Origin of the sequence: Tenacibaculum sp. 190524A05c (assembly GCF_964036595.1) — a bacterium.
Lineage (GTDB): Bacteria > Bacteroidota > Bacteroidia > Flavobacteriales > Flavobacteriaceae > Polaribacter > Polaribacter platacis.
In genome coordinates, this window is the sequence record NZ_OZ038523.1 from 3,998,410 (window position 1) to 4,014,186 (window position 15,777).

Below are 15,777 nucleotides of genomic sequence, written 5' to 3' on the forward strand. Positions count from 1 at the left end.
TATCATTGAATTACCTATTTAAACAACTGTCTGAACTCTATTGGAGTCATACCAGTTTTTAACTTGAAAGTTCGTTCAAAGTAATTCTTAAATTTGAAACCAAGGTTCTGTGAAATTAGTTCAATTGAATCTTGGTTTTTTATGAGTTCAATTTTAGCTTTATCAACTAAAAAATCTAACACATAGTTTTTAGTGTCTTTTTGAATTTCTTTTTGAAGTAAATCGTTTAAATAATTGGTTGATAGATTTACACTTTCTGCTAAATAAGAATTTTTAGGAATTCCACATTCTTTCAAATGATCATTTTTATAATATTCTTCTAAAACAAAATTAAGGTTGTTCATGATTTCGATATTGAGCACAGAACGTGTAGTGAATTGTCGATCATAAAATCTTGAACAAAGATTTAAAAGTAATCCAAGTGTAGAAATAATTACACCATGACTATGAATATCAATTCTTTGATCAATTTCGTTTACAATTAAACCTAAACAGTTTTGTATTAATCGTTGTTCAGCGGCAGATAAATGTAATGCTTCAGAATACTTATAAAAAAAGAAATTAAAGTCATCAATTTTATCGTATAAATTGGTGTTTTTAATAAAATCAAGACTAAAAATTAAAAACCATCCAGAATTTGCATCAACACAATTTCCATCAACTTTAGAAGTGTTTTTACTGGGTTGTCTGAAAGTCATGACGCTTTCAGTAAAGTCATAATCTTTTCGGTCAAATAAATGACCACAGCTGCCATCTCTCATAGAAATAACAAATAAATCCATTTCAAGATTCATGTTACGTCCGTCAACACCATTTTTAAATTCCAATAAATCAACAAAGCTAATTGAGGGGTGCTTTGGTTTCGATAAACGAAACAATTCGTGGAATTCAGAGATAGTTCCAATTTTTGAGGGATGTTTCCTCATACTCTAATTTTCTATTCTATACTATCTAAGTAAACTTACTTTATTGTATTAGATTATAATCCAATACAATATTTTTAGATAGTATTAAATTTAATACTCTTGTTTTCTGTATTCTAATGGTGTCTTTCCGGTTTTAGATTTAAAAAATCTGCTGAAGTAATGAGGATAGTTGAAACCGAGCTTAAAGGCTAGTTCACTTATGGAATAATCTTGTTTATTTAAAAGTAAGCTTTTAGACTTTTCTAAAATAAAATAATTGATATAGTCTTTAGTATTCTTACCCGTTTCTTTTTTTAATATGTTAGAAAGATAATTAGGAGATAGGTTTACATAAGTTGCTATTTGATTTACCTCAGGAACACCTTTCTCACTAAATAGATTATTTTCATAATACAGTTTTAAGAAAGCATCAATTTTTGAAACTATATAATTATCTTCTATAGCTTTTTTATCAAATTGTCTTTCAAAAAATCGATTACAAAGATTCAACATAACTTCAAGGATGGAAGAAATGACAACAGAAGAATGTTTGTCAAAAGTTAACATTATTTCATTTTTCAGGAAATTCACACATTCAGTTACTCTTTTTTGTTCATTTGTTGAAAGTGAGATTCCTTGATTAATTGAATAATCGAAAAACCTATAGTCATTCAGTTTATTAAATAATGGTGTAGATTTCAAGAGGTCACTATGAAATAATAAAACCCAACCTTTTGATGTGTTAAGTTGATCAATAGACGATATGTTTAGAACTTGATTTGGTTTTGTAAACGCAAGTTCTCCTTCTTCAAAATTAAATTTCTTTTTACCTAAAAAATGACTACATGTGTTATCCTTTAAGGTAATTGTATAAAAATCCAAGATATAGTCATGCTCTAGCAACGATTTTGATTTTAAAATTGCTAGTGGATGAAGTATACTAATAAATGGATTGTTCGGTTCCTCCAAACCGAACGTTTTCAGAAATTCCGAAACCGTTTTAATATGTTTAATGTCCCTCTTCAAAAAAATGTTAACTTCCTTAAATTTAGTAAAAAAAACTAAGAAATCCTATCTTTGGTTGAATGCTTTTTTGTTGATTATGAGTTTTTTATGTGGTTTTTGGTGACGCTATTCAATAAAAAGATATTTAATGTTATAGTGATTTTTACTATTTAATGTTCTCTAGCCTTTACCTGGCGTAGATTTGTGTTATTTTTTGTAAAAATAGTGTTTTTCTTCTTGCTTTACTTGTTTATTTATCTTAACTTTAGGTTGTGGTATATCTTTTTCTTACGATGTAATAAATAGCTTTTACTTACTTCAGTTAAGACAAAGTATAGTAGTATAATTGTAAATTAATTACACTAGGAAAGTAATTATACTTTTAACTACATTTAAGTTACTAAATTAAAAAAGACTGTTTTGTACAAAACAGTCTTTTATTAATCTACGGTTATCTTAGATAATTTGTTAACCTCCCATAGACATTGATTTGGGGGAATAAATCTTCTCTACATTCAAATTTACATCAGTTTTATCTTATTGACTAACACTTTTTTAGCATAAACTAAAACAAAACAACTTTTTTTAACCATTTTATGGTAAATCGGTTAAATTATTCCAGTTGTAGAATGTAACTTTTCCTTGATTTTTGATACTAATACTATAGAAAAAGAATAAGGAGTATCTAAATTTCTACAAAAAGTTTAGTTGTTATGAAACCTTGTTATTTTATATTTGAGGTAAGATTATAATAAAATGCAAAAATTAAAAGAAGCAGATTTATATAAGGGTGAATTAATACCAGTTAACGGGAAATTAGTTGAACGATATAATAAGTGTTTAGTGAAATTAGGTTTTACAGAAACAAAGTTAGATTCGTTTTTTATTGATGGTATTGGTTGGAGTCCTGAAATAGCTGAGGAAAAGAATGAAATTCACTATCTAAATCACGGTGAAGCAAATCCACATTGTATTATTATAACACCTTTGCAAAAAGGTTTACCTGTTTATAATCCATTTCATTCTTTCGACAGAGAGTTAATGAAACAGGTGTTTAAAAAGCATCAATTAAGAATAGAGAACATTACTAGAGATTCTGCTATTTGTTTAGATTTTGATCAAAATATAGATGTGTTTTATGAACCTCTTGATGTTTTGAAATATAAAAACGTAACCGTTAAATTTCGACTAGTTGATGATTTAGATAAGGCAAAAAAAGAGCAATTAGAACTAGTAGAGTTATTTAAAAGTGACAATAATTTTATTGATGAAACTATTCATCAAAAATTATTAGACTCAGCGAATACTTATGGTGATTTACGCGAACGTGAGGTTGATTTAGAAAATGTAACCTACAGAACAGAGTCTTTTTACACAGAGGCTTTTGGTGGAATTTACGTTTTGAAAAGTTTTCTATCTCCAATACTAGTTTTTGAAGATGAAGAGGCTTATAAAGAAGCGATAAAAGATACGAGTCATGATGTTTTAATGTATCACATTTCTCATGATGAATTAATCGAAAAGTTAACATCTCATTTAATGATTGAATGTGATGTGAATTCAGATATTACCTTACAACGATACGAACGAATTAAAAGATTTGTATTATCAGAGTTTGTAAACGAAGAAACGCATTCGGTGAAAGATGTATTAAATGATAGTATGCTATTTAAAGGATACTTGAATAAGATAGATGTTTCAGCTCGTAAAAGAGTAATGGGATTAGATAGATATTTAGAAAAAAAGAAATCAGATCCTAAAACTAAAGTTGCAGACTTAGTTGACAGAGATATATATGTGGCATTGCATAGTCCACACTCGTCATTAAAACCAAATGATCAAGATTTGGTATGGAAGTTATTGGTAAGTATTTCACCAAAGGATGTACTATTTTTATATTGGTACGATAAAGAAATTTTTTATGATTTATACCAAACTTGGAATAGCTCATTAAAAGATTGGGTAATAGAAACTATAAAGAAAAATATATAAACATGACACTAGAATTAATACTTTTTGTAGCAGCAATATTATTTGGAATTGTGTTGTATTGGCGTGAGTCAAACGGAAATCAATTGTATCGTTTTTTCAACAAATTAATGTATTCGAAAGATTTACAAATGAAAGAAACAGATACAAAAGGATTCGTTTATCAACAATCGTTTGTATTGCGTTTAGTGTTTATTACATCACTATTTTTAGTAGGAATTATAGTTGCTCAGTTTTTATTACCGATTAATGTAACTACAATTTCATTATTCATGTCAATGATTGTTGGAACAATCGCAGGAACATATGTTGCTGGGATTATTTTTAAGTCTGGTAAAATTATCGACGAGCATTCAGATTCTTTAGGAGATATTGTAAAAGAAACAATTGATAAAGGAAAAGATTTAATCGAAGAGTTAAAGTCTGAAAAGCAAGAAGAAAAAGTAGTAGAAGAAAAGAAAGAGGAAGCTAATAAAGAAGAACAAAAAAGTGCTAGAGAGCGTTTGAAAGATAAAGGATTACTTTAGTATATAAATAATGTCATTCCCACGTTGGCGGGAATCTCAATTTAAAGATTACTTCATTTCATTCGTTAATGACAACCAAAAACTAAAAAAATGATTAAAAACTATTGGAATAAAGGAGGAAAGCAAAAATTCATTGTAATTTTTCTATCGCTAATATTAGTATTAGCAATTTTCATTTTAAGAGATGATTTTCAACCAGGATTACTCTTTTTACGTAAATATATTTTTATCATTTTGCTGTGTTTTGCAGCGTTATACTTTGGACTAAGAAAGTTCAGAAGAACAGCAAGTACTGGAGGAAGATTACTAACGCTTTTGGTAATTGGTTTGTTTTTGGGAGGTTTATATTTTGTAGGATGGCATTTAAAAATGTACGATTATATTAAAACCTATAACGTTTTTAATAGTTTGAATCGAGTTGAGATTAATGAATTACCATTAACTCGAAATGAACGTATTCAACCTTTAATGAATATCTTTTCAATGGCGAATGAATCTGTTGGAGAAACAAAAGATGTTTCATTACCTCATTTGGTTCGAATTGATACGATCAATAAATGGACAATGGCAATTCAGCCAACCGAAAAGTATGCTTGGCAAGGAATGACAGATAATACGGAAGAGGTTTTTGCCGTGTCAAGTACAACACCATTTCCAAGGTTTTCTAGCGAGAATAGAATTCCAGTTACGTTTTCAATTGGTGAATCATTAAAGTTTAGTAGAAATACCTATAACGCAGTTGTACAACGTTTCAATATTTTCCAATTATTCAATATGGAACCAAGTGATACCTACTACATGAAAAATGATAAAGGAGCTTGGGTTCAGGTTGTAAGTTTAATCAAATGGAAAGGATTCTTTTTCCCTTATCCAACTTTTGGAGGTGTAATGGTTGTAGAAAACGGAGCACATGATTTCAACGATTATATAGAGCGTATTTTAATTGGAAAAGGAACCTATATTGCTCCTGAAGAAATGAGAAATTATCCGTATTTAACAAAACAAAATACGCTGGCAGAAAAGGTTTCTCGCTTACAAGCAGAATCTTTAAAATTTATTGGTGGATTTAGTGATCCATTACCCTGGAATATGGAAACTGCTGTTAAAATTCCAGATTTACCAGACGATCAAAATCAACAACCATTTGTTACCGATTTTGATTTCTCAGATACAAAATCTGATGCGTACACGGGATTATATCATTGGTTTGGTTTAGAACCAGTAGGAGATGAAAGGACAAGTTTAACATATAGTGTTTTCATTCCTGCAGACGGAACAGATAAATTATATTATTACGATCATGCTTCTAAAAAGCAAGGTTATGCAGGGGTTTCTGCAATGCCATTAAAAGTTATCGAATCTCGTAAAGAGTTTGATTGGTCTGTAAATAAACCTGTCGAATTTAGACCATATATTAAAGAAATAGCAGGAAGAAAACGTATGTTCTTTTTAAGTACAATTTCTGCAATTCGTGATGAATCAAAAAAGTTTGACGGATCTGCAACTCCAGATTTAGCACTAATTGATAGCGAGTATAGAGACGTAATTTGGATTGATGCAAAACATCCAAGTCAATGGGATGTAAATGTGTTTGAGCAATTAGGAGAGGCGTGGAAAGAAAGTGAAACTTCTAACGATTATTTTAAGATAAATCCAAACGTATTTAAAGATCAAAATAAAGCTGTTATAGATTCAATTAACATCAAATTGAATGAAAATAAAAACGATTTAGAGATAGAGAAACTACAAAAACAAATCGACTCGATTAAAGCTTTGGAGAAGAAGGAATAGGAATAAGGTTAAATATTTTTTTCATAATTATCATTCAGTACTTTATGCGGAATCTTTTAATAAGATTCTTGTAAAAAAGTATTCCATAAGTTTTCTAATAACTCATGGAATAATTTTTGATTCTATTTCATAAATCGTGTTATTATGAAAAAGAGAGTTCCTAATTTTTCGTTCAAGTCTTATTTTCCAATTTTTACATTCTTAGTAGTAGCTTTTTTATTTTCATTTTCAAGTTTTTATAGTCCAAAATGGAATTATGATTGGAGAGGGATTAGAAAACAAGTTAAAGACTCTATTTTAAGGTTTGATTACTACGGCTCAATAAGTTGGGATTCTACAAATCAATCAGGACATAGATTACAATCTTATTTCACTCATAGATGGATATTGGATAATGCTGATCCACATGAATTATATCGTCTACTTGATTATCCAGATGGTACTGTTAAAGCAATTGCTTATGAAGGGCTAATGTATAATTCGAGTATTAAAAAGTATCCTCTACTTAAAAAGGTATTAAATGATACTTTATCATTTGTGTCTTATCGAACTGGTTGTATTGGTTCTGGTACTATGTTATCGAATTATGTAATCAGCTTTATTACCAATATAGATGAGAGAGCTCCTACTAAACTTAATGCTCCTATTATTGATTTGACTAAAAAAGAAAAGGAAGAAATTCTTTTGTTATTAGACCAAAGAATATTAAAGGAAAAATATTATAAAGAAGAATTTTATAAAACTATTAGATAGTTACTTAGAATACAAAATCAACAGAATACTAATCATAATAACGGATGAAGGTGGTGTTTTCATTTTCTACAACTGTCATTCCACACTTGCCTATGCTAAACTTGATTCAGTAGTGCGGAATCTCGTAATAGATTCCCGTTTTCACGGGAATGACAAATCCATATTTTATCTCGAATATAAAATCAGTGCAACACCAATCATAATTCCGGCTAATGGTAAGAGCTTTTTACGTTTATTTTTCTCTTTAAATAAAATTCCACCCAAAACCACAGCAATTATAAGTTGACTTCTTTTAATTGCAGATAATAACATAATTAACGCTTCAGGATCTTGTAAGGCTTTAAAGTAAAAATAATCTGCAGTTTGTAACAAAATCCCCACAGCAGGAATTGACCAACGCCATTTAAAAGCGTTTCTCTTTTCTGCTTTTGGAAACCATATAATACTAAGTACAACTAATAATATTAAAATACAGTAAAAGCAAAACCAAAACTGCAAAGTTTGAGGATTCAAACTAATTTGTTGAATTAGAAACTTATCATATAACCCGCTAGAAGCTCCTAAAAAAGTAGCTCCTATAATAGCATAAATCCATTTATTACTTTTAAAAATAATTCCCTCTTTTTTTCCTACTTGTGAATACAAATACACGGAGAAAATAATCAAGAAAAAACCAATCCACTGATACAAATTAGGACGCTCTTGATAAATGAAAATAGCTCCTAAAAAAGTAAAAAACGGTCCTCCCGATCGAATAGGAGCGACAATGGTAAGAGGTAAATGTTTCAAAGCTTGATAAGCTAAAATCCATGAAGAACACATAATCATAGATTTGATAAAAATATACCCGTGCTTTTCTGTTGGAATATCTTGAATTATAAATCCAGCTTTTAAAGTTGCTTCTGGAAAAAAATGAGAACCAATATAAAAAGGAAGTAGGAGTAAAAGTCCACTAATTACAGTTCCTAGAAGGACAGGATAAACCTCATTATTTTGTACTGCGTGCTTTTTACATAAGTTATGTAAACCTAAAAATAAAGCAGCCAAAAGGCCTAAATACATCCACATATCAAACTACTTTTTGTATTAAAGCGGCAAAGCTAGTTATTAGGAATGATTTAGGCCTTATTATTTTTAAGTATTACAGTTAAATTTACTCAACCGATTGAGTGAATTTATATTTTACTGTCATTGCGAATCGCGATCCTTCGGGATGAAGCAATCTTTTTATTGTGTAGATTACTTCGTCCTTGCTTCCTCGTAATGACGTTTGATTTATAACCCTTTATATACCATTTTAATATCGCTTCTTTTGTATGGCGAGTTTTCCTCTAGGGGAACCTCTACAAAACCGTATTTTCTATAAATGTAAATTGCATTTTCCAGTAAGGTGTTTGAATAGAGTAGAAGTGTACTAAATTCATGTTCTTTGGCAAAGTCGATACATTTGGTCATTAATTGCTGACCAATTTTATAACCTCTGTGTTTTGGCGAAACTGCCATTTTCGTCAATTCAAAAGTGCCTTTATCATCAAGAGGCATTAAGGCAACAGTACCAACAACCTCATCGTTTAATTTGGCAAAAAATACATGTCCGCCTTTGTCAATAATATATTTTTGAGGTTTACTCAATACCTCCTCATCAAATGGTTCTACGTAAAAATAGGTTTTCAACCATTCTATATTTAATTCATAGAAGTGCTTTGCATACTCTTCTTTAAATTCTATAATTTCTAATTGTTTTTTATGATTTAATGTGTAGTGTTCCATAATTGCTTCACTAAAACTTTTTTCAATAAATTTTTTCTCTAAACTATTAATGTGTTCTATTAAAGAGTCAGAGGTTATTCTGGTATATTCTTTTATAGTATACTCAATGCTTTTCCATAAGGGTTGTATTTCTTTAACTAAGTCATGTCCTTTTTTAGATAAAGAAATTACCTTTTTGCGTTTGTCATTCGGATGTCCTTTTAAAACAACTAATCCTTTTTTCTCTAGTTTGTTGATCACCTGAGTTGTTGCAGGCTGCGATGTTTTTAAGCTTTTGTTTATTTCTGTATTTGTCACTTCTTTTTTATGGAGTATTATTTTAAAAGTAGGAAAGAGATACGGATCAAAATCAAATCCTAAAGTGTCATAAACAATTTGAGTATCCTTCATCATGTATTCGCTTAACCTCTTAAGTCTCGATCCGATTCCTATTTCGCCAATTCCTTGTAATGCATCCATACTATTATTTATATTTATATAAGCACTTATGCAAATTTATAAAAAATCTTATATTAAAACAAAACGAATTATTTTCCATAAATTTAGTTTCCTTGGAAAATAAATTTATTTTTCATAACTTTGTACCGTAATACTTAAAACAATAAGTCATGAATAAAAATAAAATCATCTTTTATGTGTCTACAGGACTGTTAACATTACTAATGTTATTTTCTGTAAGTATGTACGTTTTTAATAATCCTGAAATAGTGAAAGCTTTTCAAGGAATGGGATATCCAACATATTTAATTTATCCATTAGCAACAGCTAAAGTTTTAGGATTAGTTGCTCTTTGGTTCATTAGTAATAAATCATTAAAAGAATGGGCATATGCAGGTTTCTTTTTTAATACACTTTTAGCATTCTTTGCACATGTAATGATAAGTGATGGACAACAAATGGGAGCTGTAATTGGATTTGTTCTTGTAATTGTATCATACATTTCAAGTAAAAAAATCAATGGCTAAAGTTCAACTACAACTTACTTCAAGAGATTATTTAGTAGAGTCAAAAATGAGACATCATTTTGCTGTAGTGGATGAACCAGTTACCATGGGCGGAGATGACAATGGCGCTACTCCGGTGGAGTATTTATATACAGCATTGGGAAGTTGTGTTGCCATTACTTTACGAATGTATGCTCAGAGAAAAGGTTGGGATTTAGGAAAAATATCTGTGGATATATCACAGAAAAATGTTCAAACAGAAGATGGTGTTTCACAAGTATTTGTTGAAGATATTTCATTTGAAAAAGAACCAACTGATGAACAAAAGAAACGATTAAAAGAAATAGCAGGTAAATGTCCTGTAGCGAGAATAATTAAAGGAGAAAATATAATAGAAAGCAATATACTATGAAGAAAATAGCAGCATTTGCAGGAAGTACAAGTACTACTTCAATAAACAAACAATTAGCAACATACGCAGCATCAAAATTAAATGAAGCATCATTCGATGTACTTGATTTAAATGATTTTGAAGTGCCGATTTATAGTGAAGATACAGAGAAAAATAACGAGTATCCTCAGGGAGCGACAGCATTTAATAGTGAACTTGATAAATATGATGGTTTCATTGTGTCTTTGGCAGAACATAACGGTTCTTATGCAGCAGCATTTAAGAATTTATTTGACTGGGTGTCAAGGAAAAATAGAGAAGTGTTTAGAAACAAACAGGTTTTATTAATGGCAACTTCTCCAGGTGGTAGAGGTGGAGCTTCTGTTTTAGCTACTGCAGAATTAACATTTCCACATATGGGAGCATCAGGAATTACTAAATTCTCTTTACCAAAGTTTTATGATGTTTTCAGTGAAGGAAAAATTAATGATCAAGAGTTAGATCAGCAATTAAGTTCTGCTGTTAACGAATTTGAGAAATTAGTGTAAATAAACAGAAAAAAAATGGGAGATATATCTAAGGATATTAATTCAAGCTTTGATAGCAATAAGATTAAAGCTTTTCTTAATATAAAATATACGGCAAGTTGGATAAATACAAAGGAAGTTGAGTTTTTTAAACCTTATGGTATTTCTCCACAACAATATAATATACTACGAATCTTAAGAGGAGCAGGCGAAAAAACAAAGGTTCAAGTAGTAAAGGATAGAATGGTAGATAGAGCTCCTAATGTTACCAGGCTAATGGATAAGCTTCTTGAAAAACATTTAATTGAAAGATCTCGATGTGATCATGATCGACGAGTGGTTTACGTTAATATTACCGAAGAAGGGTTGTTATTATTATCTGAATTAGATAAGTCTACGGCAGATTTGGATGTGATTAACAATTTAAGTGAGGAAGAAGCTGGTATTTTAAGTGATTTATTAGATAAAATAAGATAGAAAAGTCATGAAGTTAGAGAAATTTTCTGCTGATACAAGAGGGTTTGCCAATCACGGATGGTTGCAAGCTAATCATTCATTCAGTTTTGCAAATTTTTACAATCCAGAAAGAATGCAATTTGGAGCTTTAAGAGTTTTAAATGATGATTTAATTGCTCCAAGTATGGGATTTAGTACACATCCACACCAAAATATGGAAATCATTACCATTCCGTTAAGTGGAGTATTAAAACACAAAGATAGCATGTCGAATGAGTGGTTGTATGTAAAGCCAAATGAAGTGCAAGTAATGTCTGCAGGAAAAGGTATTTACCATTCGGAAATGAATGGTTCTTCTGAAGATTATTTGAGTTTGTTTCAAATTTGGATTATACCTAATCAAGATGGAGTAGATCCAAGATACAATCAACAATCATTTGATCCAGAAGACAGAAAGAATAAACTTCAGGTTTTAGTGAGTTCTCTTGATGATACCAATGAAAATGGGTTAAAAATACATCAAGATGCTAAACTTTCAAGAGTCGATTTAGATGAAGGTTCAACATTTCAGTATAATTTAAAATCACAAAACCACGGAGTTTATGTGATGAATATTTCTGGTGATGTTGCTGTTGATAACCAAGAATTAGCTCATAGAGATGCTCTGGGTGTTTCGGATACAGATGAATTTAGTATTCAAGCCAATTCTAAGTCAGAATTATTATTTATTGAAATTCCTATGAACTAGTTTTAGTTTTTATAGATTTTTAAGAAAGAACACTTTATGAAAATAAAGTGTTCTTTTATTTTTTAATGACTTTTACAACTTGATATTCTCCAGTTTCTTTTTGAATTCTTAAATGATATAATCCACTAGCGAATGATTCTATATTTAATTGAAGTAAATTAGATGATGTTTTAGTTGATAAAACAGAAACTCCAATAGAATTAAACATTTGAATAGAATAGTTTCCAGAACGCTTAAGTTGTAGGTTTAAACTCCCAGAAGTTGGGTTTGGATACAGAGCATTTTCCAATAATGTAACTTCAGAATTACTTAAGGTTCTTCTAACAGAGAAGTCTGTAATTACAGGAAAATGATCAGAAGCAGTACTTGTATCAAATTCTTGTAAACCATATAGATTTAATCGGTCATTAGACATTACTTCTGTTTGAATCACGAATGATTTCTCTGAAGTTAGAACATGATCAGAAAAAATCATAAAATCTAATTTTCCAGGAGGAAAAGAAGATCCATCAGATCTCCAAGTGTATCCCATTCGTATATCACTTTGTAAAGCATTTTCTTCTTTCAAATCAGAATCATCCCAATCTAAAGGCCCACCTGGTCCATAAGTTCCCGTGTCCTGAATATTTCCAGTTAATAAAGTTTTTAATTGCTGAGAAAGTCCTACTAAGTTTAAATCACCAGAATATACAATAGGTGTGTTTTCTGGTAAAGTAATTATTCCATCTTCAGTTTTTGCATCTAAAATGAATGCAGCATATTGATCAACCTGATCCTGTCTTGCGCCATCTGCACCACAACAATTTAAATGTGCATTGGTATATAAAAGATCGGTACCATAACTATCAGGTAAATCAATTAATACTGGAAATTGTCTTGTTAAATCCCATTCTTGAATAATTTCCCAACGAGAAACAGTTACTTCTCCACCATGTTTTCTAACATGCCATCCATCTGTATTTCCAAGCGGAATCCAATTGTCAAATAATGATTTAATATAATCCGTAGTAGTATCAGAACTTTCTACAAACCCTACAATATCAGGCTGAATTGCTTTGATAATACGTTCGTATTCATCAAGTTTATTTGAATCTAATAATGAATTTAACTTAGTGTTGTAAGCTACAATTCGAATAAAAGAATTATCAGTTTTATTGAAGTCAATTGGAGTATAAGGTGTTACTGGTGTTTCATCAAAAGTATAAGTAAATACGTTATTTAAATCTGGTAACCAATCGAAGTTTTGACGATTTCTGAGTAATATTTTAACTGTTGAAGAAGGAAATAAAGCATTAGTTCCGTCAGGAATCGCATTTCGTCCAATAGCAATTTCAAATTCATCGGAAGTTACTGTAGGTGCAGATCTAAATTCAATATCCGAAAATCGTACTTGCGGATCAGAAGTTCCAGTGAAATTGTTATACACAATTCGGTTTGCAAATTCAATTCCTAATTCAGCACCATAATCATCTCTAACTCTAAAACCAGTATTAGAATCGTTATCCGTATCTAAATAAATAAAGAAATTATGCAAAACAGGACTTCCTTCTGTTAAATCAAATTCTCTATCCGCTTTTACTCTAATATATAAATAGTTTTCATCATTAGTTACTTGAAATTCTAATAAATCAACACCATCTATAGTTTCATTAGTATCTACAAATGTGGTCAAATTAGATTTCCAATCATCAAAAATTCCATCAATGGCTATAGGAGCAGATTGTGCAAAATTTGAGAGTGAAAAAAGGAGTAATGTAAGTAGTAGTAAGGTTTTTATATTTTTCATTGGATCTAAATCTTAGCGGAACAAATTTACGGCTAATTGATAATAAAAGCCTTAAAAAATTATAGATAAATAACATTTAGGATTTTTATTTTAAGAAAATAGAATTATCTTGCAATTATTATGCATGCATAATAAAATTTTAAAACGACAAACTAGATGACTAAGTACAAACATATTTTTGAACCGTTAGATTTAGGTTTTACAACCTTGAAAAATAGAATTTTAATGGGTTCTATGCACACTGGACTGGAAGAGGAAAAAAATGGGTATGAAAAAATTGCCGCATTTTATGCTGAAAGAGCGAAAGGTGGAGTTGGTTTAATTGTTACTGGAGGAATTGCTCCAAATATACAAGGTTGGACTGGTCCTTTTTCTGCTAGAATGAGTACTAAAAAGCATGCAAAACATCATAAGATTATAACAGAAGCTGTTCATAAAGAAGGAGGTAAAATTTGTATGCAGATTTTACATGCTGGTCGTTATGGATATCATCCTTTAAATGTTGGACCATCAGCAATTAAAGCTCCGATAAATCAATTTAAGCCTTTTAAACTTAGAGAATCTGGAATTAAAAGAACTATTAAGGATTTTGTTCGTTCTGCATCTTTAGCAAAAGAAGCAGGTTATGACGGAATTGAAATTATGGGTTCTGAAGGATATTTGATCAATCAGTTTATAGCTAAACGAACGAATAAAAGAAATGATGATTGGGGAGGAAGCTATAAAAACAGAATGCGTTTACCTATTGAAATTGTTAAGCAAACAAGAGAAAAGGTAGGAGAGGAGTTCATTATTATTTACCGTTTGTCAATGCTTGACTTGGTTGAGAAAGGAAGTTCTTGGGAAGAAATTGTACAACTTGCGAAAGAAATTGAAAAAGCAGGAGCTACAATTATCAATACGGGAATTGGTTGGCATGAAGCTAGGATTCCTACCATTGCTACTTCAGTACCAAGAGCAGCATTTACTTGGGTAACTAAAAAAATGAAAGAAGAAGTTTCTATTCCATTAGTAACTTCAAATCGTATTAACATGCCAGAAACAGCAGAAAAGGTTCTTTCAGAAGGTGATGCAGATATGATTTCAATGGCACGTCCATTTTTGGCAGATCCAGATTGGGTAAACAAAGCAGAGCAAGAAAAAGATGATGAAATCAATACATGTATTGCATGTAATCAGGCTTGTTTAGATCATGTTTTTGAGCAAAAAGTGGCAAGTTGCTTAGTAAATCCTAGAGCATGTCATGAAACAGAATTGAATTACCTTCCTACAAATACGAAGAAGAAAATTGCTGTAGTTGGAGCAGGACCAGCTGGTTTAGCGGCTTCTACTGTTGCAGCGCAAAGAGGACATGACGTAACGTTATTTGATGGAGAGTCAGAAATTGGAGGACAATTTAATATCGCAAAGCAAATTCCTGGAAAAGAAGAGTTTTATGAAACTATTCGTTACTTCGGTAAACAAATAGAACTGCATAATGTCAATCTAAAACTGAATACTAGAGTTTCAGCAGAAGACTTGGCAGAGCAAGATTTCGACGAAATTATTTTGGCAACAGGAATTTCACCTCGTGTTCCAAGAATTAACGGAATTGAGCACAAAAAGGTGTTGAATTATATTGATGTTTTAAAACTTAAGAAACCTGTTGGTAAGCGAGTAGCAGTTATTGGTGCTGGAGGTATTGGTTTTGACCTTTCTGAATATTTAACTCATGAAGGAGAGAGTACTTCTCAAAACATCGATGCTTGGTTAGAAGAATGGGGAATTGATAAAAGTTTAGAAGCAAGAAGTGGAATTGAAGGTGTTGAAAAGCATATACACCCGGCTGCAAGGGAAATCTTCATGTTCAAACGAAGCAAAGGGAAATTTGGAGGAAACTTAGGAAAAACTACAGGTTGGATTCATAGAGCAAACTTAAAAAAGAAGAATGTTCAGTTTATCAATGAAGTACAGTATACTAAAATAGATGATGAAGGTTTACACTATGTACAAAACGAAGAACAAAAAGTTTTGTCTGTAGATAATGTTGTTATTTGTGCTGGACAATTACCATTCAAAGAATTACTAGAGCCACTTCAAGCAAAAGGAATAAACGTACATGTAATTGGGGGAGCAGATGTTGCTGCAGAATTAGATGCTAAAAGAGCTATCGATCAAGGTAGTAGATTAGCAGCTGGTTTATAAT

The 15,777-nt window shown here is 30.7% G+C and carries 15 protein-coding genes; 10 read left to right on the plus strand and 5 right to left on the minus strand.

The window, feature by feature from the left end:
- Nucleotides 1–14: 14 nt before the first annotated feature.
- Together ABNT61_RS17985 and ABNT61_RS17990 are read right to left on the minus strand one after the other, a co-directional pair.
- On the minus strand, nucleotides 15–926 hold the full coding sequence (locus tag ABNT61_RS17985) for a helix-turn-helix domain-containing protein (RefSeq protein ID WP_348744241.1): 912 nt from the start codon (nucleotides 924–926) through the stop codon (nucleotides 15–17).
- A 90-nt stretch (nucleotides 927–1,016) separates the two neighbouring features.
- Nucleotides 1,017–1,874, minus strand: coding sequence for a helix-turn-helix domain-containing protein (locus tag ABNT61_RS17990; protein WP_348722011.1), 858 nt, complete (start codon nucleotides 1,872–1,874; stop codon nucleotides 1,017–1,019).
- 792 nt (nucleotides 1,875–2,666) lie between these two features.
- Here ABNT61_RS17990 and ABNT61_RS17995 point away from each other — a divergent pair.
- From ABNT61_RS17995 to ABNT61_RS18010, 4 genes are all read left to right on the plus strand, one after another.
- On the plus strand, nucleotides 2,667–3,902 hold the full coding sequence (locus tag ABNT61_RS17995; RefSeq protein WP_348744242.1) for a DUF6638 family protein: 1,236 nt from the start codon (nucleotides 2,667–2,669) through the stop codon (nucleotides 3,900–3,902).
- Nucleotides 3,903–3,904: 2 nt separating this feature from the next.
- A complete protein-coding gene (locus ABNT61_RS18000; RefSeq protein ID WP_348744243.1) occupies nucleotides 3,905–4,426 on the plus strand; it encodes a hypothetical protein in 522 nt (173 codons plus the stop codon).
- 90 nt (nucleotides 4,427–4,516) lie between these two features.
- Nucleotides 4,517–6,217 (plus strand): hypothetical protein, encoded by a 1,701-nt coding sequence (locus ABNT61_RS18005; RefSeq protein ID WP_348744244.1) that lies wholly within the window; start codon nucleotides 4,517–4,519, stop codon nucleotides 6,215–6,217.
- A 144-nt stretch (nucleotides 6,218–6,361) separates the two neighbouring features.
- Complete coding sequence (locus ABNT61_RS18010; protein ID WP_348744245.1) at nucleotides 6,362–6,970, plus strand: hypothetical protein; 609 nt, start codon at nucleotides 6,362–6,364, stop codon at nucleotides 6,968–6,970.
- Between the two features lie 165 nt (nucleotides 6,971–7,135).
- Here the strand turns inward: ABNT61_RS18010 and ABNT61_RS18015 are convergent, their stop codons facing one another.
- Both ABNT61_RS18015 and ABNT61_RS18020 read right to left on the minus strand, forming a co-directional pair.
- A complete protein-coding gene (locus ABNT61_RS18015; RefSeq protein ID WP_348744246.1) occupies nucleotides 7,136–8,038 on the minus strand; it encodes a DMT family transporter in 903 nt (300 codons plus the stop codon).
- Nucleotides 8,039–8,245: 207 nt separating this feature from the next.
- Nucleotides 8,246–9,199, minus strand: a complete 954-nt coding sequence (locus tag ABNT61_RS18020; RefSeq protein ID WP_348744247.1) for a bifunctional helix-turn-helix transcriptional regulator/GNAT family N-acetyltransferase — start codon at nucleotides 9,197–9,199, stop codon at nucleotides 8,246–8,248.
- A 149-nt stretch (nucleotides 9,200–9,348) separates the two neighbouring features.
- Between ABNT61_RS18020 and ABNT61_RS18025 the strand changes: the two genes are divergently transcribed.
- Genes ABNT61_RS18025 through ABNT61_RS18045 form a run of 5 tightly spaced genes read left to right on the plus strand, consistent with a single transcriptional unit; the run spans nucleotide 9,349 to nucleotide 11,806 of the window.
- Nucleotides 9,349–9,705, plus strand: coding sequence for a DoxX family protein (locus ABNT61_RS18025; protein ID WP_348744248.1), 357 nt, complete (start codon nucleotides 9,349–9,351; stop codon nucleotides 9,703–9,705).
- The gene (locus ABNT61_RS18030) at nucleotides 9,698–10,096 is read left to right on the plus strand and encodes an OsmC family protein (protein WP_348744249.1); all 399 of its coding nucleotides are present in this window, start codon (nucleotides 9,698–9,700) and stop codon (nucleotides 10,094–10,096) included. Before ABNT61_RS18025 ends, ABNT61_RS18030 begins: the two co-directional genes overlap by 8 nt.
- On the plus strand, nucleotides 10,093–10,623 hold the full coding sequence (locus ABNT61_RS18035) for an NADPH-dependent FMN reductase (RefSeq protein ID WP_348744250.1): 531 nt from the start codon (nucleotides 10,093–10,095) through the stop codon (nucleotides 10,621–10,623). Before ABNT61_RS18030 ends, ABNT61_RS18035 begins: the two co-directional genes overlap by 4 nt.
- 15 nt (nucleotides 10,624–10,638) lie before the next feature.
- Nucleotides 10,639–11,079, plus strand: a complete 441-nt coding sequence (locus tag ABNT61_RS18040) for a MarR family winged helix-turn-helix transcriptional regulator (RefSeq protein ID WP_348721998.1) — start codon at nucleotides 10,639–10,641, stop codon at nucleotides 11,077–11,079.
- A gap of 7 nt (nucleotides 11,080–11,086) precedes the next feature.
- On the plus strand, nucleotides 11,087–11,806 hold the full coding sequence (locus tag ABNT61_RS18045; protein ID WP_348744251.1) for a pirin family protein: 720 nt from the start codon (nucleotides 11,087–11,089) through the stop codon (nucleotides 11,804–11,806).
- Between the two features lie 55 nt (nucleotides 11,807–11,861).
- Here ABNT61_RS18045 and ABNT61_RS18050 read toward each other — a convergent pair whose 3' ends face one another.
- Nucleotides 11,862–13,592, minus strand: coding sequence for a T9SS type A sorting domain-containing protein (locus tag ABNT61_RS18050; RefSeq protein WP_348744252.1), 1,731 nt, complete (start codon nucleotides 13,590–13,592; stop codon nucleotides 11,862–11,864).
- A gap of 156 nt (nucleotides 13,593–13,748) precedes the next feature.
- On the opposite strand from ABNT61_RS18050, the gene ABNT61_RS18055 reads away from it, so the two are divergent.
- Nucleotides 13,749–15,776 (plus strand): FAD-dependent oxidoreductase, encoded by a 2,028-nt coding sequence (locus ABNT61_RS18055; RefSeq protein ID WP_412766924.1) that lies wholly within the window; start codon nucleotides 13,749–13,751, stop codon nucleotides 15,774–15,776.
- Nucleotide 15,777: the final 1 nt, after the last annotated feature.

Coding starts and splice junctions, on each gene's coding strand:
- ABNT61_RS18025 (WP_348744248.1), top strand. CDS start 9,349: ATGAATAAAAATAAAATCATCTTTTATGTGTCTACAGGACTGTTAACA.
- ABNT61_RS18000 (WP_348744243.1), top strand. CDS start 3,905: ATGACACTAGAATTAATACTTTTTGTAGCAGCAATATTATTTGGAATT.
- ABNT61_RS17995 (WP_348744242.1), top strand. CDS start 2,667: ATGCAAAAATTAAAAGAAGCAGATTTATATAAGGGTGAATTAATACCA.
- ABNT61_RS18035 (WP_348744250.1), top strand. CDS start 10,093: ATGAAGAAAATAGCAGCATTTGCAGGAAGTACAAGTACTACTTCAATA.
- ABNT61_RS18030 (WP_348744249.1), top strand. CDS start 9,698: ATGGCTAAAGTTCAACTACAACTTACTTCAAGAGATTATTTAGTAGAG.
- ABNT61_RS18015 (WP_348744246.1), bottom strand. CDS start 8,038: ATGTGGATGTATTTAGGCCTTTTGGCTGCTTTATTTTTAGGTTTACAT.
- ABNT61_RS18040 (WP_348721998.1), top strand. CDS start 10,639: ATGGGAGATATATCTAAGGATATTAATTCAAGCTTTGATAGCAATAAG.
- ABNT61_RS18045 (WP_348744251.1), top strand. CDS start 11,087: ATGAAGTTAGAGAAATTTTCTGCTGATACAAGAGGGTTTGCCAATCAC.
- ABNT61_RS18055 (WP_412766924.1), top strand. CDS start 13,749: ATGACTAAGTACAAACATATTTTTGAACCGTTAGATTTAGGTTTTACA.
- ABNT61_RS18010 (WP_348744245.1), top strand. CDS start 6,362: ATGAAAAAGAGAGTTCCTAATTTTTCGTTCAAGTCTTATTTTCCAATT.
- ABNT61_RS17985 (WP_348744241.1), bottom strand. CDS start 926: ATGAGGAAACATCCCTCAAAAATTGGAACTATCTCTGAATTCCACGAA.
- ABNT61_RS18020 (WP_348744247.1), bottom strand. CDS start 9,199: ATGGATGCATTACAAGGAATTGGCGAAATAGGAATCGGATCGAGACTT.
- ABNT61_RS18050 (WP_348744252.1), bottom strand. CDS start 13,592: ATGAAAAATATAAAAACCTTACTACTACTTACATTACTCCTTTTTTCA.
- ABNT61_RS18005 (WP_348744244.1), top strand. CDS start 4,517: ATGATTAAAAACTATTGGAATAAAGGAGGAAAGCAAAAATTCATTGTA.